Here is a 21222-nt window from a genome sequence, read left to right on the forward strand (position 1 = left end):
TTTGCATGAGCAATCGCAGATTTTCGTAGCGTCCCGCCTGCGACTCGCAATTTTGTTGCGATTGTGTTATAGGATGTTTCAGCCGCTGCATTCGGGTCTCGATCGCGGCATGACAATGAGAAAGGCCGACAACCCTTACGATCTTGCCGACAAGCTGGTTTTAACCGGGCGGTTCTCTCATCGCGGGGAAATCGCCGGCGAAAGACCGTTTGCTTAGACGAGATTGGGTTAGGCTTAGCGAAAGGAAAATGCATGGCTAGCAATGAGCCTGCTTTCACCGTTGGTGATTATGTTGTTTACCCCAAGCACGGCGTTGGCCGTGTGATTGAGCTTCAGAACGAAGAAATCGCTGGCATGCAGCTGGAACTGTATGTGTTGCGGTTTGAAAAAGAGCGCATGACCCTGCGCGTTCCCATGAACAAAATCGAATCGATCGGCATGCGCAAGCTGTCCTCGGACAAAACGCTGAAAGAGGCGATGGAAACGCTCAAAGGCAAGCCCAAGGTCAAGCGCACCATGTGGTCGCGCCGGGCGCAGGAATACGAAGCCAAGATCAATTCAGGTGACCTGGTATCGATTGCCGAGGTAACCCGCGATCTTTTCCGGCCGGATGATCAGCCCGAGCAAAGCTATTCAGAACGGCAAATTTTCGAAGCCGCCTCCAGCCGCCTCGCGCGCGAATTGGCAGCGATGGAAGAAACTGATGAGCCGGCAGCGCTGGAGAAAATCCTCGATGTCCTGCGCGAACATGCGCCGCAATATTACGAAGATACCGAAGACAGCTGATAGAGGCCGTTTTTGATAAGAAGCGAAAAGGGCTGCCCTCGTTTGGGCGGCCCTTTTTGTTTGCGACCTTGCGGCATGCGATTTAGTGTATTACATCAACAATACGCCCAGATATCCTGTTGGAGAATACCCATGCTTAGCCGAGTTTTGAAACATTCCTTGCCGCTTGTCGCACTGAGTTTGGGGGCGACTCTTTCAGGGTGCTATGATGTCGATGTCACGATAAACGGCGAAGAAGGCGTGCCGCTTGCCGATCTCGATATGAGCGGTTCAGCACCTGATGAAATCCTCGTGACAAGCGGCGACAAGGTGATTGTCACGGAAGGCGATACGTTCGATATCAGCGTTGAAGGCGACGAAGACACAGTCAATTCGCTACGCTTCGTGCGCGATGGCGATTCCATTGGGGTAACGCGCGAGGAAAGCTGGAGCGATAAAGGCACGGCCATCATCCGCATCACAATGGCCATCCCAAGCGAAGTGACCATCGGCGGAAGCGGTGAAATCGAAACCCCGGCCCTGGCCAGCAATGCGGATGCGAATATTGGCGGGTCAGGCACGATCCGCATCGGCAATCTTGACGCAGAAGAGCTCGACATTTCGATCGGCGGCAATGGCGAAGTTATTGCAGCTGGAAGTGTCAAAGAGCTCGATATAACTATTGGCGGATCGGGCACGGTCAATTTTGCAGACGTGATGGCTGACAATGTCGATATATCGATCGGAGGCTCAGGCGATATTGCATTGCAATCGAACGGCACAGTAGACGCGTCAATCGGCGGGTCGGGCGACATTAATGTTGTCGGCAGCGCTACCTGCAACCTGTCGAGCTTTGGTTCAGGAACGCTCACCTGCACGCCAGCCGAAAATGGCGCCTCTACACCCTCTGTTGATGCGGAAAGCGCGGCCAGCGAAAGCGAAACGGGCGAGGAATAAGACCAGCCGAGCGCTTAGCATTTATCCCGACTTGCATTGATGCGTGACGCGCGCGACAGTCACGGCATGCGCGCTGTAGCTCTTATTGGCCTTGTTTGTGCCTCCCTCGCCCTTTCCGGTTGCCTTGTCCGCACGGCCGCCAATGTCGTGACGGCCCCTGTTCGCGTCGCGTCGAAAGCGGTGGATGTCGCCACCACCAGCCAATCCGAAGCGGACGAAAACCGCGGGCGGGAGATTCGCAAACGCGAAGAAAGATTGGGCAAGCTGGAACGCGAATACGCCAAGCAGAGCGCGAAATGCGAAGATGGCAACAGCAGCGCATGCCGCGACGCGCGCGAAACACTGGATGAAATGCGCGCTATTATCCCAACGATCCCGGCCGAGCCGGACGACAACTAATCCCTTGGCGCCGCAGCCCGGCGCAGGCGATCATTGATCGCGCGACCTATGCCCTCTTCCGGTATGCCGCCAACCGCAATGCGCGGCTTGTCTGAAGAAGCAGCATGGTGGAGAGCGTCATAAAGGCGTGACGCCGCCTCACTCAAATCTGCCCCCGGTGATAGGTTGAAATCAGCCACAACGCCCCCAAATCCGACAAAGAACTCATCAGGCTCTGTGCTATCTGCGTTCAGCCGCACCGGCTTACCCGGCGAATAGTGGCTGGCCAATTGGCCGGGAGCCTCAATGTCAAATCGGGCGGGCTTGCTATTTTGAGCCGCTGCGCTGCGCAAAGCGCCAAGCGAAACAGGGCCAGGTCGCAATTCTTCCCACATTTGACCATCACGCAATGCCGCGATTGTCGATTCGACACCCTGCTGTGTTGCCCCTCCATCCAGCAAAAGATCGATGCGGCCATCCAGCGATGCGAGAACATGGACTGCACTGGTCGGGCTGATAAAACCACTGCGATTGGCAGAGGGCGCGGCGAGCGGGAAATCAACTTGGGCGAGCAAATCCTGCATCACCGGATGCGCAGGAGAACGCACCGCAATGGTTTCAAGCCCTGCGGTCACAGCGGGCGCCAAGTTCGCATCTAGACGCCTGGGCAAGACCAAGGTGAGCGGACCCGGCCAATATTGCTGAGCGGCTTCGTCAGCGCTTGCACTCCACTCAGCAAACCGCGCAGCCTGCGCCGCATCGCGCACATGGACGATCAGCGGGTTGAAATCAGGCCGCCCTTTTGCCGTGTAAATCTTGGCGACAGCCGCAGGCGAATCGGCGCGCGCGGCCAGCCCGTAAACGGTCTCTGTCGGAACCGCGACCAGTCCGCCCGATTCGAGGATCTGCGCTGCTCGCGCGATACCGTGTGCATCTGCTAAGACCACTTCCGTAGCGGGTTTGTCGCTCATGCGAAGTTCGCTATAACCTTGTGCAACCGGTGCCAAGGGGCACCCGTATCTTCTACGCGCGATTGAATACTAAAGGACGAGAACTGCCTGTGAACACTTACACGCCCCCCATCCAAGAACAATTGCTCGCCATTCGCGTGAATGCAGGGATTGAAGAGCTCGCCCAATCGGACAAATTTGCCCATGCCGAAGCGGATCTGGTCGAAGCCATTGTCGAAGGGGTCGGTGCCTTTGCTGCTGGCGAATTTGCGCCGCTTAACCGTATCGGTGATGAAGAAGGCGCGCGGCTGGAAAACGGGGTGGTTCGCCTGCCTGACGGGTTCAAAGCGGCCTATGACAGCTATGTCGAACAGGGTTGGAATGCGATTGCGTCGCCCACTGAACATGGCGGGCAGGGCTTACCTTTTACGCTGTCATGCAATGTGCTGGAGAATTTGGGCGCGGCGAACATGGCATTTAACCTGCTACCCATGCTGTCAGTCGGCGCGATTGAGGCGCTGGAACATCACGGGTCAATGGATCAACAGGCGAAATATCTGCCCGATCTGGTCAGCGGGAAATGGTCCGGCACGATGAACCTCACCGAACCGGCCGCAGGTTCGGATGTGGGCGCGCTGCGCTCCACCGCTGAGCCGATTGAGAGCGGCGAACATGCAGGCAAATACAAAATCGCCGGGCAAAAGATCTACATCACGTGGGGCGAGCATGAGCTCGCTGACAACATCATCCACCTGGTGCTGGCACGACTTCCTGGCGCGCCGGAGGGATCACGCGGTATCTCGCTGTTTTTGGTGCCCAAATATCACGTCAATGAAGACGGCTCGCTTGGCAATCGCAACGATCTGCGCTGCGTGAGCCTTGAACATAAGCTTGGCATCAATGCCTCGCCCACTTGCGTGATGTCTTACGGCGACAATGGCGAATGCATAGGCGAGCTGGTTGGCCATGAGAATAAAGGGCTCGCCGCGATGTTCACGATGATGAACAATGCGCGGATCAATGTGGGCAATCAGGGCAACCAGATCGCGGAACGGGCGACGCAGCAGGCGCTGTATTACGCGATGGACAGGGTGCAATCTGCGCGCGCGGGCTCGCCTGATAAAGCACCCGTCGCGATTATCGAACATCCCGATGTGCGCCGCATGATCCTGCGGATGAAAGCGCTGACCGAGGGCGTGCGCGCGCTGCTTTATTACTGCGCAGGCCAGGTCGATCGCGGAACGATCGGCGATGAAGCGGCCCAAATGCGCGCGGATGTCCTTGTTCCGCTGGTCAAGGCATGGGGCACCGATGTGGGTGTCGAAGTTGCTGGCATTGGCATTCAAATCCACGGCGGCATGGGCTTTGTCGAGGAAACAGGCGCCGCGCAGCATTGGCGCGATTCGCGCATTGCTCCGATTTACGAAGGCACCAATGGCATTCAGGCGGCGGATCTTGTGACGCGCAAGCTGGGCCTTGATGGCGGCGAGGCGATGATTGGCCTGTTCGAGGACATTGCAGGCGATGCATCGGGCGAAGCAGGACTGGCGGCACTTGCCAAGGAGTGCGCCGGGATTGCGCGCTGGATGCGCGACGAGGCAAGCCTGGATGACAGGCTGGCTGGCAGCGTGCCGTTCTGCACCATGGCCGCCATAGCGGTCGCCGGGTGGCAATTGATGAAGCAGGCGCAAGCCGTGGCCGAAGGCGCGGCGCCTTCGCTGGCTGAGAGCAAACCTGTGACTGTGCGCTTTTTCCTCGACCGGATTGTGCCGGAGGCGTTCGGGCACAAAGCAGGCGCTGTGGGCGGATCAGACCTTCTCTATGCTCTGCCCGCCGAAAAGCTGGCTGGATAGACGCGGCTTGGCATGAGCGATCCGCACAGTGCACCTTGGGAGTGGATCGCCGCCGCGCTTGAGCGGTTGGCCCCTGCCCCGTTTAAGGAACCGGATTGGCTAAGCGCCCCGGCTTTTCTGTGGGAGGGTGCGCAAGCCCGGGAAATCGACGTTTTGGCCGCAGAACCGCTTGATCGGCTGCGCGGGATTGAGGCGCAGAAAGTTGCGCTGCGCGACAATTGCCAGCGTCTGGCCGCCGGAGCAGCTGCACACGACATGATTTTGTGGGGCGCGCGCGGGATGGGGAAATCCGCGTTGGTCCGCGCAGTTTTGGCCGATATTCAGCGCGAACATACGGACGCTATTGCCTTGGTGCAGGTGCCAAAGAAGGCGCTGGAGAGCTTGGCTGATTTGCTCTTGCAGCTTGCCAATCAACCGCGCGCCTTTGTGATCTTTTGCGACGATTTGTCATTTGATGAAAGCGACACAGCCGCCGATCAGGCGCTGCGCAGCCTGCTCGATGGCTCGGTCGTAAAACGCCCGCCGCATATCCGCTTTGCCGTCACATCCAATCGCCGCGCGCTTACCAAACAGGTTCAAACCGATGACACAGCCAATATGCATGCTTGCGATGAGCGGGACAATTTCCTCGCACTGGTGGACAGGTTCGGTCTTAGCTTAGGGTTCCATCCTTGCGATCAGGAAACCTATCTCGAGATCGTGCGCGCCTATCTTGACCCTTTGAGCGTGGGTTTTGATGTAAAAGAAGCGCTCGCCTGGACCATTGCGCGCGGCAACAGGTCGGGCCGAACCGCTTATCAATTCGCGGTCGAAATGGCAGGACGAGCGGGGAAAGCGCTCTAACCGCAGCGTTTACGGGCTCGGGATCAAACCTTCGGCGGCCTGTTCGCGCAGATATTCCTCTTCATAAACGCGCCGCGGATCGGTCAATTCGCGTTGCGGAGGTAGGCTTTCGCCCTCCAGCCGCTCAATCCCCGCACCCGGTTCAGCGCCGGGTGCATGGGTGCGCCAGATAATCCCGGCGGTGTCATCCGATACCAAAAGCGACCCATCGCCTGCCCATTCCACCCAGGTAGGGCGACCCTTGGTGGTGCCGTCATCCTTGAGGAAACCGGTCAGGACCGGGACAGGCTTGCCCTGCGGATTGCCGAGCTCGTCAAATGCGACATAGACAACGTCATATCCCGATGGCGGTTTGCGGTTCCACGATCCATGGCGGGCGATAAAGGCGCCGCTTGCCATTTGTTCGCCCATTGTGTGCCCCTCAGCAGTAAAGACCAGCCCCAGAGCCGCCACATGCGGGCCCAAAGCATATTGAGGATTGCGCGTGTATTCCTCGATAAATTGCGGCTTGGGCGCTTCGACCCGGCGGTCAGGATTGTCTTTATAATACAGCCACGGCCAACCATATTGCGCGCCCACAGGAACATTGGTGAGGTAATCGGGCACAAGGTCTGATCCGAGCATGTCGCGCTCATTCACGGTGGTCCACAATTCGCCGCTCCATGGCGAGAAATCGAGGCCATTGGGATTGCGCAAGCCGGCTGCGTATTGGCGTGCATCGCCCGTTTCCAGATTGTATTCCCAGATCATGGCACGGCCCTCTTCGACCTCCATGCCGGATTCGCCGATATTGCTGACCGAGCCGACCGCGATGTAGAGCCGGTCGCCATCGGGATGCACTTCCATATTGCGCATCCAGTGCCCGCCGCCGGGCGGAAGATCCATGAGCTTGCGCGGCTCGGAGGTTACCGCGTCGCTGCCCAAAGCGTATTCATAGGCGAGCACTCCGTTGTGATTGGCCACATACAGCACACCCTCATGCCAGCTCATACCTGATGGCGAATCGAGGCCCTCTTCAAGAATGACAGTTTGAGTTTCGGCCACACCATCGCCATCGCCATCGCGCAGCAACACGATCTGGTTGGCCGATGCGCCCGCCGCGCCAGCCTCGGAAAACAGATAGCTTGCGACCCAGCCGCGCAACGTCGCCATAAATCCGCTCGGTTCTTCTTCTGCCGCAGGCGCTCTGGTTAGCGTGACGAGCACATCACCATTGGGTAGCGCATAAAGCACGCGGGGGTGGTCCAGCCCTTCAGCAAAGCGATTGACGGCAAGACCATCTGCCGCCACCGGCGCATCTCCCGCTTCCCAGCCCACTGGCTTGGCAATCTGGACGGTGGGAAAGCTCTCTGCACTGGGCTCTTCGAGGGTGGGATCAGTCCCGGCAACATCCGCGACAGCCAAATCGGCGGTATCACCGCGCGTCAGGAAAAACAGCGCGGTCGCAATAAGGGCAATGATGACGAGAACGGTGATTGAAAGCTTGCGAAGAATAGACATGCTTCGGCGATAGAGGCGCGGAGTGCTTGCGGCAATATGCGAAGCGATGCATGGACCGGATCGTTGCCGATTTCGAGATCAGAAAGCCCCGATAGCCTCTATGTTTGATTTCAAGCCAGATAGTGCCCTTCCCCCCGCGAAAGGTACCGCCAGCTGGTGGATGCAGCGGATGCGCTAACCGGTGGAGAGCCGGACCCGGTCGCCAATATGGCAAATGTCGCGGCGCTGATCTGGGAATTTGTGCCAGGCCTTAATTGGGCAGGCTTTTATCGCATGGCCCCTGCAAAGACCGGCGGTGAGGAATTGGTGCTTGGCCCGTTTGTGGGACGCCCGGCATGCATCCGCATACCACTGGGTCACGGCGTATGCGGTGTCGCCGCAAAAGACGGTGTGACGCAGCTGGTCGAGGACGTGCACGCCTTTCCCGGACACATTGCGTGCGACGCGGCCAGCCAATCGGAACTGGTTGTGCCCGTCATACGCGCTGGCAAAGTCATTGCAGTAATCGACCTCGACAGCCCTGAAAAAGGGCGATTTACGCGGGAAGACGCTGACGGGATCGAAAGCCTAGCGCAATTGGTAAACAATCGTATCTGAAAGCCCCCATTCAGTTTCGCGCCTCGATAAGAACGGCCAAGGTTAACGACCCGAAACGAAACATCATGAGCGCGCGATTAGGAGTCTCAAAAAGAGACTGGTAAACAGATCGCTAACGCAATGACTTGTGATGAATTCGAGTCGAACACGCCGATTGAGAGGGAAGAAAATGCAGAACACTCTTACGATAAGAGCAGCCTTGGGCTTTTCATGCGCATTGGGCGCAGCCAGTATATCAGCCGCCGCCGCTGCGCAGACCCCTCCTGACCGGGTGCCATCACCTTCCATAGCGACGCAATTGCCCGCGCAGCTTCCAACTGAGACGGTTGAGACTGTGACGGGGCCAGATGGTGTTGAAACAATTACGCGGACGCGCCGGATCCCCGCACGCACGCCAGCAGCGCGGGAAATTCCTGCACAATATCAATACCCTGCACAGCAGGCTCAGCCTGTTCAAGCCGCTCCCTATCCGGGCGGCTATTATGGCCAGCCTTATCCAGCGCCTGTCTATGCCGCGCCGCCCGCTTCGGCACAGGTTGTGGTTCAGCGCGAACAATGGCTTAATGAATGTCGCCGGCGGATCGCGGGCCGCTCCAACAAAGAGCGCAGTCAAATTCTCGGCAGCCTCTTGGGTGCAGCTGTCGGCGGCATCGCCGGCAATCGTATCGCCGATGGTGAACGCCTGGGCGGAACGCTTATCGGGGCAGGCGCCGGCGGCCTGGCGGGAGCAGCATTGGGCAATGCGCTGGGACGCGATAACAAAGATGAAGTGTACAATTGCGAAGACGCGCTCAACAATTATTTGAGCCAGACCCCAGTCCCGGCCAACCGGGTTGCTGCGCGAACGATCCCGGCACCGCAGGGATATCAACCCTACCCGGTGCAATATCAGCCGCAATACCAACATCAATATCAATATCAGCCCTATGGCTATCAACAGCCATCTCAGGTGGTTTGGGTGCCTGTTGAAGTTGAACAGCCTCAACGCGTAATCGTCCGTGAGACTGTGCGCGAAGAAGGTGTGCCTGCGCGCCGGGTTATCCCTGCACCGCGTTACGTGAAGCAGCCCGCAGGCTCAAAGCTGATCCAAGAATAAACGCCTCACCGGGTGCGGTTCAAACCGTATCCCGGTCAGATATCGCCTCCGGTAAGGCGCTGGCACACCAGATCAAGCTGATCGAGAGTGGTGTAACGAATGGTGATCGCGCCTGATCGCGGGTCAGCATCCGCCTTGATCCGAACGGGAAGGCCAAGAAACTCTTCAAGATGGTTCTGAACCGCTTGAATATCAGCATCTTGGCCCGCATCGGCCAATGGCTGCGGCGGCTTTGGTTCGCGTGAGACCGATTTGGCCGTCTTTCGAACCAGTTTTTCGATCTCGCGAACAGACAGGTTATCATTCACCGCACGTTGAGCGAGATCTGAGGCATCGTCCTGGCCGATAAGGGCGCGAGCATGCCCCATGGAAAGCTGGCCACGCTCCACCAGATCGAGCACCGCTTCGGGCAGGTTAAGCAATCGCTGAATATTGGCGACGTGGCTGCGCGACTTTTCAACCATGCGGGCGATTTCTGCCTGGGTCATGTCCTGCTCTTCGGCAAGCTTTTGATACGCGCGCGCCTCCTCAACCGGGTTCAGGTCTTCGCGTTGGAGGTTCTCTATCAGCGCCAGCGCCATGACCTCGCGGTCATCAAGGTCGCGAACCAGCGCCGGGATTTCATGCAACCGCGCCTTTTGTGCGGCACGCCACCGGCGCTCGCCCGCAACCAGCTGATACGCGCCCTTTTTGGCCGGGCGCACAATGATCGGTTGGATCACGCCGCGTGCAGCGATTGACGACGCGAGTTCATCAAGCGCATTTTCGTCAAAATGCTTGCGCGGATTGCCAGGAAGAGGCGAAATCGAGGCAATGTTGACCATTCTCAGAGGGGAATTGGCATCGACGGCGGCGTTATTCTCGGCCGGCCCACCTACAACTTGTTCCGCGCGATCAGAAGATGTCGGCGCGGCATTGGCGCCGCGGACGAGGGGTTCTTCCCGTTGCACTTCGCCCATCAACGCGCCCAAACCCTTACCGAGGCCTCTGCCAAGTTTTTCTTCGCCGGAGGAGGGCTGCTCTGCGCAACGCCGGTTTTGGTCTCTTCTAGTGCTTTCTTACTCACGCTGCTTCCCTCTCAGCTGGAAACCGACCGATCAATTCACGCGCCAGTGCGATATAAGCGCGGCTGCCGACACAGGAATGATCATAGACCAAAGCAGGCAGCCCATGGCTTGGCGCCTCAGACAGGCGAACATTGCGCGGGATGACGGTTTCAAACACCAATTGCCCCAAACAATCGCGCACATCATCGGACACCTGATCGGTCAGCCGGTTGCGCCGATCAAACATGGTGAGCGCGACCCCAATAATGTCGAGGGAGGGATTAAACCGTTCACGCACCCGTTCAACCGTTTGCAGCAATTGGCTGAGCCCCTCGAGCGCAAAAAATTCGCATTGCAATGGCACAAGCAGAGTATCAGCTCCGCACAACGCGTTCAAAGTCAGCAATCCAAGCGATGGCGGACAATCAATGAAGCAAATGTCGTGATCAGTGTGGTTTTCGAGCGCTTTTTTCAAACGGGCGGTCCGCTCATCAACTGTGACCAATTCAACCTCGGCACCGCTTAAATCAACGGTGGCTGGCACAAGATCGAGACCGGGAATGCTGGTTCCAACCACAGCATCGGTCAGGGGAATTTCATCGACCAGCAGATCATAGCTCGAAAGCTCACGGTCAGCCGCATTAATCCCGAGGCCCGTCGATGCATTTCCCTGCGGATCAAGGTCTATCAGCAGCGTCCGCCAACCCGTGGCAGCCATCGCTGTTGCAATGTTGATCGCCGTGGTGGTTTTGCCCACCCCGCCCTTTTGGTTCGCAATCGCAATGGTCAGCATTTTTCGTCTCTCCATGGGAACTTTCCAATCGCGAATGGGCCTTATGCGCTCACAATGATTCCTGCCTCGCTGTCGGTCAATGACTGTTTCACGTGAAACATGCTTCGAATCGGTTTTTTCTGCTGTGATAATTCGTGCTCTGCCGAACGCCCCTTAGGCAAGAGGTAGCGCGTTGCCTTTGTGGAGAAGGGTGCGGATAAGCGGAGGAGTTTTTCAAGCGGCGCAAATGCGCGGGCAGAAATGATGTTGGCCGGGAAAGGTTCCACTCGCTCCAATCGCTCGCCCAGCACCCGGCAATGCGACAAGCCAATTGTCTGCGCGCATTCCTCCAAGAACGCTGCCCTGCGCTGCCGCGATTCCACCAGGAAAACAGGCCATTCGGGGCGCAAAATGGCGATAACAAGCCCAGGAAATCCGGCTCCAGTGCCGAGATCAAGCCAAGTGAACTCAGAGCGCCCCGGCGTTTCACGTGAAACATATTTGAGAAGCTGAACGCTGTCAGCGATGTGGCGCTGATAGATCTGCGCCTCAGATGGTTTGCTGATGAGGTTTTGCCGCCGGTTCTCAGTCAGCAACAATTCGGCAAACCGATCCAGACGATCTATGGCCGAGGCATCGCCCCATTGCGCACAAAAGGCACGGGCATCCGTTTCGGAGGCTATTTGTGGGGGCATCGTCAAGCTGCGTACTGGTCAGCAGGCGCCGGGCCAGAATTTTTGGCCAGTTCGCGCCGGGCATGAACCAACAAAGCAGACAATGCCGCCGGGGTCACTCCCGGAACGCGCCCGGCTGCCGCAAGAGTCGCCGGAGCAGCGGAAGTGAGCCGTTCGACCATCTCGTTCGACAGACCCGGTACTTGGGCATAGGGAAAGTCGCTCGCCAGAGGGAGGCCTTCGCTAGCCCGCAAATCACGCAGCTCTGCGTCCTGCCGCGCCAGATAGGGAGCGTATGCCGCATCCTCTGCCATCTCTTGCGCAAGCGTCGGATTACTAACCGTCACTTCGCCCAGCCAAGGCGACAGAGCTTCAAGCCCGATCCCATCATGCCTGAGCCATTCCGCCAGGGGCTTAACCCCGCCATCTCGCCGAACATTGAGGCCGCTTTCAGCCAAGTCGGACGCGGGTACGGTAACATCGAAGGCGGCGGCCAACTGGGCGCGATCTTTCTCGCGCTGATGGAACCATGCGGAGCGTTCTTCGCTGATACAGCCCGATTGGATACCTAGCGGCGTCAACCGCGAGGCCGCGTTATTTGCTCTCAGCCGCAGCCGATATTCCGCCCGGGCAGTCAGCATCCGGTATGGTTCGGTAACCCCTTGAAGGGTGAGGTCATCGATCATAACGGCGAGATAAGAGTTCGCGCGGTCAATGGCGGGCGCAGTTTTGCCCAGCACCGCAGCAGCGGCCCCCAACCCGGCGACCAGACCCTGTGCCGCAGCCTCCTCATAGCCGGTCGTGCCGTTGATTTGGCCCGCACAATACAGACCCGGGATCTGACGACATTGCAGATCACTTGTCAGCGCGCGGGGATCGATGTGATCGTATTCCACGGCATAGCCGGGCTCGACAATCGCCACATCTTCAAGACCCGGCATAAGGCGCAGCATCGCATCCTGCACGTCCACCGGAAGGCTGGTGCTGATGCCATTGGGGTAGACCAGATGCGTGCTCAAACCCTCAGGTTCGAGGAATATTTGATGCCCGTCGCGGTCTCCAAACCGGTGGATTTTGTCCTCTATCGACGGGCAATAGCGCGGCCCCGCCGCATCAATCGCGCCCGAAAACAAGGGTGAGCGATCAAGGTTTGCGCGAATGACATCGTGCGCAGCCTGAGTGGTTCGGGTGATCGCGCAGAATACTTGTGGATTGCGGCGGCCCTGGGTGAGGGGAGACATTGTCCACTCCTCCCCATCAGAGGGCTGCTCTTCCAGCTCAGCCCAATTGATCGTGCGCCCGTCGAGCCGCGGCGGTGTCCCCGTCTTCAATCGCGCCATTGGCAGGTCTGCACCGCGCAATTGCTGTGCGAGCTTGTGGGCGGCATTTTCGCCCATGCGGCCGCCTTCGAACCGCTCCTCGCCGCGGTAGAGCACTCCGCCCAGAAATGTCCCGGTGCACAAAATTACGCGCGGTGCAGTCAGCCGGGTTCCATCGGACAGTTCTAGACCAGCGACGCAGCCGCCCGAAAGCATGAGAGAGGCGGCCTCCCCTTCTATAAGCGAAAGTTTGTCCTGGCGTCCTACCGCCGTTTGAACATAGGCCTTGAGCAATGAGCGATCCGCCTGGACACGCGGACCCCACACCGCGCTGCCCTTGGAGCGATTGAGCATCCGATAATGGATTGCGCCAGCATCGGCGGCGCGGCCCAGAATGCCATCAAGTGCATCCACCTCGCGCACCAGATGGCCCTTACCCAATCCCCCAATCGCGGGATTGCAGCTCATCGCGCCAATCGCTGACAAGTCAAAGGTCACAAGGCCCGTGCGCGCACCCATGCGGGCCGATGCCAAGGCAGCTTCTACTCCGGCGTGACCGCCGCCAATTACAAGAACATCATATCCGTGCATGCCCGGCGAAATAGGCGCTCCATGCTGAACAGTCAAAGCTGTTTCACGTGAAACACTTCAGCCGATCGCGGGTTATTTTCCGATACAAAACCGGCCAAACAAAGCATCGAGCATATCTTCGGTCGTCGCCCTGCCGATTAAGCGATCAAAGCCAAGCCTTGCCCTGCGCAGCTCCTCCGCAACCAGCAAGGGATCACGCAGCTCTTGCGCCGCTTTCAAAGCGTCATGCACTTCGCTGAGCAGGCGATGCTGCCGCTCATTCAAAGCCGCTTCGCCCGGTTTCGGCAAGCTCGCCCTTGCCTTTGTGACGAGCGCTTCTTTCAAAGCGCCAACGCCTTCCCCGGTTTGCGCAGACACGCGGTATGCTTTGTCGCCCTTCTCGGTAAAATCAGCCGCATCCAAGCGTGGGGCAACTTCCCATGCACCTGGCGGGCCCTCACCCTCATCGCCCAGCCACAGGACAATGTCCGCGCTATCCAATGCGTGTTGAGCGCGCTTTATGCCGATGGCTTCAATCGTGTCATCGCTGTTATCCCGCAAACCAGCGGTGTCGGCAAAAACAAAGGGCACCCCGCAGATCCCAACACCGCGTTCGATGACATCGCGCGTTGTCCCTGCAATCGCTGATGTGATCGCCGCTTCACTTTCAACCAGTGCGTTAAACAAGGTCGACTTTCCGGCATTGGGCGGGCCTGCCAAGACAACGCGAAAACCATTGCCGAGCCGATCAGAACGCGGACGGGAAAGCCAATGCGCTATCGCTTCGCGCAGAACTGAGACGGAGCTGGCGAATGCACTAGGCAAGGCATCGACATCATCTTCATCGGAAAAATCGAGCGCGGCCTCTACCTGAGCAGAGAGCTGCAGGGTCCGTGTCCGCCATTCTTCAACCTGCCGTGATAAAATCCCGCCCACAGACGCCATAGCCGCGGCGCGCTGAAGCTCGGTCTCTGCCGCAAGCAGATCCGCCAAACCTTCCGCCTCGGCCAGATCGATGCGCCCATTGGCAAAGGCCCTGCGCGTAAATTCGCCCGGCTCGGCGCGCCGCAGGCCCGGCAATTCTTCGAGCGCCGCTTCAACTGAGGCAAGGACCGCCCTGCCCCCGTGGCAATGAAATTCAGCGCAATCTTCACCTGTCGCGCTGTTTGGACCAGGGAACCAAAGCACTACCGCCTGATCCAGCACGACACCGGCACGATCTCGACAATGTAGCAAGACTGGCGCGGCGCGGCGTAAATTGCCTACCTGTCAGCGCCTTTAACGCGGCAGCGGCGTCCGGTCCGCTAACCCTGACGATCCCAATCGCGGCGGGCGCAGCTCCGCTGGAAACCGCAAAAATTGTGGCATTGTGTGAGTGCATAAGTCCGGCCGGTAAGGATTTGCAGCAAGGAATGCAGGCTATTTGCCCTTATCGCTGTCCTTTTTGCCTCCACCCGAAACGCCTGCGCTGCGCATGCCGCCTTCGACAAAGCTCTGAAACAGCTTTAGCCCCATCTGACCCATCGGAGCCAGGGCCTGCGCATATTGCTGCATTTGTTCAGGGTTGCTCACACCCTTCATCGCATTGGTGATGTTATCGATGTAGACCGAGTTTGCCTCGCTCACATCGGGCAGACCCAAAAAGTCGCGCGCTTCTTCGGGAGTGCATTCAATTTCGACATTGATTTTCATCGGGCATCACCTCTCAAACCTTGCATAACATACATGATTTGGGGCCCGCATAGGCAATGCGCAATGAGCAGGGCCAATCGTATCCGCAAAGCCGGGCCTTTCTAGTTCAAAACAGCGAAATTCATGATGATCTCGCCGAAAGTTCTCATCGAGCTGATTGGGCAGCTGTTCACTCAGCATTTCGCGCCTGTTTTCAACACTTTCGGCAAGCAATACCCGCTTCATGGCCCAATCCGCGCATGCACGCTGTTTGCCCGATTGACGTTCAAGCACTGAAATGCCGCTGTGGCGCGGATCATGCGTGATGCGCACCATAAGTGTCACCAATTCCGCCTCTTCCCCCTCAAGAAATTGGAGAAAATTGCGCCCATTATAGATTAAAAGACCAGTGATACCTGCCACCGGATTGTTGCGCGTGCTGCTCTCCATGATGGAATCGACCTCACCGCGCGACAAGCTCGGCGCGGTGCTGATATAGAGATATTGGCTAACCATGATGCAGATGTTCCCCCTGCAACTCTTATGATCGAGTTCTGAGGCTCTCTTACATCACTGATTCATCGTGTCGAAGAAATCTTCGTTGGTTTTGGAATCTTTCATCTTGTCGAGCAGGAATTCCATCGCATCGACCGTTCCCATCTGCATAAGGATCCGGCGCAGCACCCACATTTTGGAGAGCTTGTCCTTTTCGACCAGCAGTTCTTCCTTACGCGTGCCTGATTTGCCGACATCGAGCGCCGGGAAGATGCGTTTATCGGAAACCTTGCGATCGAGCACGATTTCAGAGTTACCGGTGCCTTTGAACTCCTCAAAGATGACCTCATCCATCCGGCTGCCAGTATCGATCAGCGCGGTGGCAATAATGGAGAGCGAGCCGCCCTCTTCAATATTGCGCGCCGCGCCAAAACCGTTTGGGCCGCTGAAGCGCATTGGCATCCACACCGCCGGTAAGCACTTTACCAGAGCTGGGAACGACAGTGTTGTACGCCCGGCCAAGGCGCGTGATGGAATCGAGCAGGATCACCACGTCATTTTTGTGTTCAACCAGACGTTTCGCCTTTTCAATCACCATTTCAGCAACTTGCACGTGGCGATTGGCCGGTTCGTCAAAGGTTGAAGAGATTACCTCGCCTTTCACGCTGCGCTGCATGTCGGTGACTTCTTCCGGGCGTTCATCGACGAGCAGAACCAGCAGAAACACCTCGGGATGATTATCCGTGATCGCTTTCGCAATGTTTTGCAGCAGCACCGTTTTACCTGTGCGCGGCGGCGCAACGATCAGAGCGCGCTGGCCCTTGCCCTGCGGCGATACGATATCGATCACGCGCGCAGATTTATCCTTCACCGTGGGGTCGAGCGTGTCGAGATTGAGTTTCTGTTCGGGATAAAGCGGAGTGAGATTGTCAAAATTGGTCCGCATACGCACGGCATCGGGTTCTTCAAAATTGACCGTAGTCAGCCCGGTGAGCGCAAAATAACGTTCGCCCTCTTTGGGCGCGCGGATCTCACCTTCGACTGTATCGCCGGTGCGCAGGCCCCATTTGCGGATTTGATTGGGAGAAACATAGATATCACCCGGCCCCGCCAAATAATTCGCCTCGGGTGAACGCAGAAAACCAAAGCCGTCCTGCAGCACTTCAATAGTGCCGATGCCCATGATTTTCTCTTCGTATTCCTCATCCTCGGCAAGCTCGCGCAGGATGCTGAACAGCAAATCCTGACGGCGCATGGTTGAGGCACCTTCCACGCCCAATTCTTCGGCCATGGCGACCAGTTCGGCCGGGGCTTTTACTTTTAAGTCTTTGAGATGCATTGTATTTTCGTATCCAGTAATCAAGAAAAAACCGGGACCGTCAGTGCCTCTTGAATGAAAGAGGTGCCCTACGCTTCAAGTGGATGAATGGTGGGGCTGGGCTTGGAGAAAGCAGACGCAATCGCTTGAGAAAACCGTGCGATTTATCCGGTAAGAAGAAGCATTAGACTAAGGCTGGCAAAGGGCAAGGTCAATCCGCGCCGCGCCCCTTGCCCGCCCCGTCCTGCACAAACCGATCAGAACGGTTTGATATAAACCAGCACCACAATCAGCACCAGCAGCAAGCCCGGAACCTCACCAAACATCCGCAGCGATTTTTCTGACAAAGGCCGCTCACCTCGGGCCATTTTTTTGGTCTGGGCAACCAGCCAGCCATGATAGCCTGAAAGCAATATCACCAGCACAAGCTTGGCATGGAGCCAGCCCGCACCGACGAAATATCCGCCCGGAATGGCGATCGCAAGACCAAGTACCCACACGATAATCAGGCTGGGTGTCAGAATGATCTTGCGCAATTTGCCCATCCGCACCGCCCATTTCGCTTCACCTTCGCTGCCCGGCGCATGATCGAGCATGTAGATGCATTGGCGCGGCAACATGAACAGCCCGGCCAGCCAGAAGACGATGAAGATCACATGGCCAGCGCGCAGCCAATCACTGATGGATAAAAGTGCATCCATTACCGCGTCACTCGCCTCTTAGCGCGGTGAGCAATTGCTCGACATGCTCAATCGGAGTGAACTGGCCGATACCATGACCCAAATTGAACACGTGCGGGCGATCCTCAAAAGCTTCGATGAGAAATTTCACCCGTTTCGGCAAAGCCGGTCCGCCTGCTTCAACCAAAAGCGGATCGAGATTGCCCTGAACTGGCATCCCAGAAGGCAGCGAAGCATGCACAGAGGCCGGATCGAGCGTTTCATCAAGACCAACCGCATCAACCCCCACTTCGCGCGCATAGGCCGCCAATTTGGAGCCTGCACCCTTTGGAAAGCCGATCACAGGCGTAGCAGGGTGCGATTGTTTGATTGCCGCGGTGATTTTGGCATTCGGCGCGATAACCCAGCGTTCAAATTCATCGGGAGCAAGACTACCCGCCCAGCTGTCAAACAACTGCACCGCTTCGGCGCCTGCATCAATCTGCCCGCGCAGATAGCCAATCGTCACATGAACAATCGCATCAAGGATCGCCTGCATGCGCTGCGGGTCTTTGTAAGCCAAAAGCCGCGCCGGGCCCTGATCTTTCGACCCTTCGCCCGCGATCATGTAAGTTGCAACCGTCCAGGGCGACCCTGCAAAGCCCAGCAAGGTCACATCATCGCTGATGAGTTTGCGGGTCAGGCGCAGGGTTTCATAAATCGGGTCAAAGCGTTCGGGCGCCTGGGTGAAATCTGCCAGCTCGCTTTCCAGCAAGGTCGGGCTTAATTTCGGGCCTTCCCCGGCTAGAAATGCAAGACCTTGTCCCATGGCGTGGGGCACAATCAGAATATCGGAAAACAGGATTGCCCCGTCAAAACCAAATCGGCGAATGGGCTGCACCGTAATTTCAGCAGCGGCCTCGCTATCGTAAACCAGTTCGAGAAAACCGCCCTTTTCTGCGCGCAATTCGCGATATTCGGGCAGATAACGCCCGGCCTGACGCATGAGCCAGACAGGCGGTACAGGTTGGCGTGAACCGTTCAAAGTGTCGAGCAATGGGCCCGGCATAGTCTCTCCTAAAAACAATATAATATATATTATTAAAGATTGATGGTGTTTGTTGGCCCTGTGGAAAGTGGGAATTACCAGCCCCTGCCCGATTTTGGGGAAAGATCAAAGTGTTTTGCCATGATGCGAATCCGCAAAAGCCCTGAGTCAATCGGAAACTATCCCCACTATACCCAGACTGCGCAAAACGGTTAACGCGTGTCGATAAATGCCCCTCGAGCTATGCCGATAATGGGCATGAAATCTCCTCCCATGCTTGTCGACCGTTTCCTCCCGTGGTTTATGCCTAGGTGTTTCCACAAGGCCAGACGTTAAGAAGGGCCGTATCCAGCAAGACCTTTTATCATGAACCGAATAAACCTTCATCTTGTCTCGGATTCAACCGGGGAAACGCTGGAAATGATCGCCAAGGCTGCGTTGGCGCAGTTCGATGATCCCGATGTAAGCCGCCATTTCTGGCCAATGGTGCGCTCCAAACAGCATTTGGACCGGATTGTGCCTGATCTGGCGGATAATCCGGGCCTTGTGCTTTACACTCTGGTGAACCCGGAAAGCCGCAAGCGTTTGGAAGAGCATTGCCGCCACCTTGGCCTGCCCGCGGTGCCGGTGCTTGATACGGTCACCGCCGTGCTCGAATCCCAACTGGGTCAGGAAGCGCACGGACGCCCGGGCCGGCAGCATTCGATGGATGATGCCTATTTCAAGCGGGTGGATGCGATCCAATACACCATCGCGCATGACGATGGCGTCGCGCATGAGGACTGGGAAGAGGCTGATATTGTGCTCGCCGGAGTGTCGCGCAGTTCCAAAACGCCCACGTCCATTTATCTGGCCAATCGCGGGTACAAAACCGCCAATATCCCGCTTGTCGTCGAAAGTCCGCCGCCAAAGGGGCTGTTCGGCCTGCGCAACCCGCTGGTTGTGGGTCTGACGACCGCGCCAGAGCGGCTCGTCCAGATCCGGCGCAATCGGCTTTTGTCGCTGAACGAAGGCACCGAAACCTCCTATGTCGATAATGAGCGGGTTAAGGCAGAGCTGCAATTTGCCCGCCGGATGTTTGCCGATAATGGCTGGCCCGTAATCGATGTGACGCGCCGTTCGATTGAGGAAAGCGCAGCCGCCATCATCCGGTTGGTTCAGGACCGTCAGCGCCGCGACAAGCCAGTGGGCGGTGTGGGCAAACCGATATGAGCAGTGATACGGGCACCGATACGGGCAGCGTCCCCGATTTGATCCTCGCGTCCAAATCAGCCTCGCGCCGAGCTATGCTCGATGCTGCGGGCGTACCCTACAAAGCTGTCCCTGCCGATATTGACGAACGCGCGATTGAAGCGAGCCTTAAAGGCGCCTCCCCTGCCGAGATTGCCGAGGCGTTGAGCGTGGCCAAAGCCGCTGCGCTCGCGCCCGACTGCCCAGGCGCGCTTGTTCTTGGCAGTGACAGTCTTGTGGTGGCAGGCGGCCAAAGGTTCGACAAACCCACATCGCGCGGCAATGCGGCTGAACATTTGCGCTTTTTCTCTGGCAAAGCGCTCGAATTGCACAGCGCAGCAGCCCTGGTGCGCGATGACACATGCGAATGGAGCGCCACTTCAAAAGCGGTTCTGCATGTGCGCGAATTGTCGGGCGACTTTATCGAACATTACCTCACGCGCGAATGGCCCTTAGTGGGCTTTACCGTGGGAGTTTTCCGCATAGAGGCGATGGGCGTGCAATTGTTTGACCGGATCGAAGGCGATCAGTTTACCGTGCTGGGCATGCCGCTTTTGCCATTGCTTGATAGTCTGCGCGATCAGGGCGTTCTGCTTTCATGAGCGATACAGAGTTAAGCCCGTTTGCCGAAGTGATCGGTGATCCGATCATGCAGTCCAAATCGCCGCTGATCCATGGGTTCTGGCTTAAAAAGCTGGGAATTGACGCGCGCTATGGCGCTCGCAGGGTGACGCCGGATGGGCTGCCCGCCTATATCGAGGCTGCGCGGGCCAATCCGCTCTGGCTGGGGTGCAATATCACTATGCCGCTTAAACAGGCGGTTATCCCGCTGATCGATGAGCTGGAACCGCAAGCTGCGCGCATTGGTGCGGTTAACACTGTGTACCGCAAGGCTGATGGCGCCCTGATTGGCGCGAACACCGATGGCGCGGGTTTTCTTGAACCGCTTTGCGATGTGCTGGCGGAAAAGCACTTGTTTCGCATGGCCCGTATCATTGGCAATGGCGGGGCTGCTCGCGCGCTGGTGGCCGCTTTGAGCGAAGAGGGATTTACGGTTGTTTTAGCCGCCCGCAATGAAGGCAAAGCGCGCGCTTTGCTCAATGATCTTGCGCCCAAGGGTGAACATTACACAGCGCCGCTGGCGCATTTTGCCGCGCCAACTGATTTCGCCTTTGATGACCGTGAAAGATGCCTTGATCTCATCGTCAACGCATCCCCGCTTGGTATGAAAGGCAACCCGCCGCTCATGTTCGATTGGAGCCATGCACCGCCGGGCAGCATCGTCTATGATATCGTGACCAGCCCGCCGCACACCGATTTTCTGCAATCGGCTGGAAAAGCAGGTTTTGCCACCATCTCCGGATCGGGCATGCTGATCGGTCAGGCGGCGGCGGCGTTTGAAAAGTTCTTTGGCGAAAAACCACCGCGCGAATTTAACGATCAACTGAGCGAGATGTTGGAAGCATGAGCGCCTCTCCACC

19 protein-coding genes and 3 pseudogenes are annotated in these 21222 nt (G+C 57.6%); 10 read left to right on the forward strand and 12 right to left on the reverse strand.

Annotation, left to right across the window (positions count from 1 at the left end; translation table 11 throughout):
* Positions 1-252: 252 nt before the first annotated feature.
* The 3 genes from AC0V6W_RS08220 to AC0V6W_RS08230 all read left to right on the forward strand — a co-directional run bounded on the left by AC0V6W_RS08220 (position 253) and on the right by AC0V6W_RS08230 (position 2121).
* On the forward strand, positions 253-786 hold the full coding sequence (locus AC0V6W_RS08220) for a CarD family transcriptional regulator (RefSeq protein WP_486148945.1): 534 nt from the start codon (positions 253-255) through the stop codon (positions 784-786).
* A 132-nt stretch (positions 787-918) separates the two neighbouring features.
* On the forward strand, positions 919-1722 hold the full coding sequence (locus AC0V6W_RS08225) for a head GIN domain-containing protein (RefSeq protein ID WP_486148947.1): 804 nt from the start codon (positions 919-921) through the stop codon (positions 1720-1722).
* 66 nt (positions 1723-1788) lie between these two features.
* Positions 1789-2121, forward strand: coding sequence for a hypothetical protein (locus AC0V6W_RS08230; RefSeq protein WP_486148949.1), 333 nt, complete (start codon positions 1789-1791; stop codon positions 2119-2121).
* Here AC0V6W_RS08230 and AC0V6W_RS08235 read toward each other — a convergent pair.
* A complete protein-coding gene (locus tag AC0V6W_RS08235; RefSeq protein ID WP_486148951.1) occupies positions 2118-3071 on the reverse strand; it encodes an L-threonylcarbamoyladenylate synthase in 954 nt (317 codons plus the stop codon). The genes AC0V6W_RS08230 and AC0V6W_RS08235 overlap by 4 nt on opposite strands.
* A gap of 89 nt (positions 3072-3160) precedes the next feature.
* Here AC0V6W_RS08235 and AC0V6W_RS08240 point away from each other — a divergent pair, with 89 nt between their 5' ends.
* Both AC0V6W_RS08240 and AC0V6W_RS08245 read left to right on the forward strand, forming a co-directional pair.
* Positions 3161-4903 (forward strand): acyl-CoA dehydrogenase family protein, encoded by a 1743-nt coding sequence (locus tag AC0V6W_RS08240; protein WP_486148953.1) that lies wholly within the window; start codon positions 3161-3163, stop codon positions 4901-4903.
* A gap of 12 nt (positions 4904-4915) precedes the next feature.
* Entirely contained in the window at positions 4916-5746 is an 831-nt protein-coding gene (locus tag AC0V6W_RS08245; protein WP_486148955.1) for a DUF815 domain-containing protein, read from the forward strand.
* A 9-nt stretch (positions 5747-5755) separates the two neighbouring features.
* Here AC0V6W_RS08245 and AC0V6W_RS08250 read toward each other — a convergent pair whose 3' ends face one another.
* Positions 5756-7246: a PQQ-dependent sugar dehydrogenase gene (locus AC0V6W_RS08250; RefSeq protein WP_486148957.1), complete on the reverse strand. Its 1491-nt coding sequence runs from the start codon at positions 7244-7246 to the stop codon at positions 5756-5758.
* Between the two features lie 100 nt (positions 7247-7346).
* Between AC0V6W_RS08250 and AC0V6W_RS08255 the strand changes: the two are divergent.
* Both AC0V6W_RS08255 and AC0V6W_RS08260 read left to right on the forward strand, forming a co-directional pair.
* Positions 7347-7843: pseudogene (locus AC0V6W_RS08255) on the forward strand (GAF domain-containing protein).
* Between the two features lie 169 nt (positions 7844-8012).
* Positions 8013-8939 carry a glycine zipper 2TM domain-containing protein gene (locus AC0V6W_RS08260; RefSeq protein ID WP_486148959.1) on the forward strand — a complete coding sequence of 309 codons (927 nt, stop codon included), beginning with the start codon at positions 8013-8015 and terminating at the stop codon, positions 8937-8939.
* Positions 8940-8974: 35 nt separating this feature from the next.
* Here the strand turns inward: AC0V6W_RS08260 and AC0V6W_RS08265 are convergent, their stop codons facing one another.
* The 10 genes and pseudogenes from AC0V6W_RS08265 to hemE all read right to left on the reverse strand — a co-directional run bounded on the left by AC0V6W_RS08265 (position 8975) and on the right by hemE (position 18532).
* Complete coding sequence (locus AC0V6W_RS08265) at positions 8975-9898, reverse strand: ParB/RepB/Spo0J family partition protein (protein WP_486148961.1); 924 nt, start codon at positions 9896-9898, stop codon at positions 8975-8977.
* Positions 9899-10001: 103 nt separating this feature from the next.
* The gene (locus tag AC0V6W_RS08270) at positions 10002-10778 is read right to left on the reverse strand and encodes a ParA family protein (protein ID WP_486151514.1); all 777 of its coding nucleotides are present in this window, start codon (positions 10776-10778) and stop codon (positions 10002-10004) included.
* A gap of 41 nt (positions 10779-10819) precedes the next feature.
* Complete coding sequence (rsmG, locus tag AC0V6W_RS08275) at positions 10820-11452, reverse strand: 16S rRNA (guanine(527)-N(7))-methyltransferase RsmG (RefSeq protein ID WP_486148963.1); 633 nt, start codon at positions 11450-11452, stop codon at positions 10820-10822.
* A 2-nt stretch (positions 11453-11454) separates the two neighbouring features.
* Positions 11455-13341: a tRNA uridine-5-carboxymethylaminomethyl(34) synthesis enzyme MnmG gene (gene mnmG / locus AC0V6W_RS08280; protein ID WP_486148965.1), complete on the reverse strand. Its 1887-nt coding sequence runs from the start codon at positions 13339-13341 to the stop codon at positions 11455-11457.
* A gap of 72 nt (positions 13342-13413) precedes the next feature.
* Positions 13414-14701: pseudogene (mnmE, locus tag AC0V6W_RS08285) on the reverse strand (tRNA uridine-5-carboxymethylaminomethyl(34) synthesis GTPase MnmE).
* Between the two features lie 38 nt (positions 14702-14739).
* Positions 14740-15012 carry a DUF6489 family protein gene (locus AC0V6W_RS08290; RefSeq protein WP_486148967.1) on the reverse strand — a complete coding sequence of 91 codons (273 nt, stop codon included), beginning with the start codon at positions 15010-15012 and terminating at the stop codon, positions 14740-14742.
* A 6-nt stretch (positions 15013-15018) separates the two neighbouring features.
* A complete protein-coding gene (locus AC0V6W_RS08295; RefSeq protein ID WP_486148969.1) occupies positions 15019-15507 on the reverse strand; it encodes a BLUF domain-containing protein in 489 nt (162 codons plus the stop codon).
* Positions 15508-15561: 54 nt separating this feature from the next.
* Positions 15562-16825: pseudogene (gene rho, locus AC0V6W_RS08300) on the reverse strand (transcription termination factor Rho).
* Between the two features lie 236 nt (positions 16826-17061).
* Positions 17062-17505: a CopD family protein gene (locus AC0V6W_RS08305; RefSeq protein ID WP_486148971.1), complete on the reverse strand. Its 444-nt coding sequence runs from the start codon at positions 17503-17505 to the stop codon at positions 17062-17064.
* A gap of 7 nt (positions 17506-17512) precedes the next feature.
* Entirely contained in the window at positions 17513-18532 is a 1020-nt protein-coding gene (gene hemE / locus AC0V6W_RS08310) for a uroporphyrinogen decarboxylase (protein WP_486148973.1), read from the reverse strand.
* A 345-nt stretch (positions 18533-18877) separates the two neighbouring features.
* Here hemE and AC0V6W_RS08315 point away from each other — a divergent pair, with 345 nt between their 5' ends.
* The 3 genes from AC0V6W_RS08315 to aroE are packed head-to-tail and all read left to right on the forward strand — an operon-like array spanning position 18878 to position 21209.
* Positions 18878-19723 (forward strand): pyruvate, water dikinase regulatory protein, encoded by an 846-nt coding sequence (locus AC0V6W_RS08315; protein ID WP_486148975.1) that lies wholly within the window; start codon positions 18878-18880, stop codon positions 19721-19723.
* Positions 19720-20343 carry a Maf family protein gene (locus AC0V6W_RS08320; RefSeq protein WP_486148977.1) on the forward strand — a complete coding sequence of 208 codons (624 nt, stop codon included), beginning with the start codon at positions 19720-19722 and terminating at the stop codon, positions 20341-20343. The genes AC0V6W_RS08315 and AC0V6W_RS08320 overlap by 4 nt, the downstream gene beginning before the upstream one ends.
* Positions 20340-21209, forward strand: coding sequence for a shikimate dehydrogenase (gene aroE, locus AC0V6W_RS08325; protein ID WP_486148979.1), 870 nt, complete (start codon positions 20340-20342; stop codon positions 21207-21209). The genes AC0V6W_RS08320 and aroE overlap by 4 nt, the downstream gene beginning before the upstream one ends.
* The last annotated feature ends 13 nt before the right edge of the window (positions 21210-21222 follow it).

Source organism: Erythrobacter sp. JB1-7 (assembly GCF_057365015.1).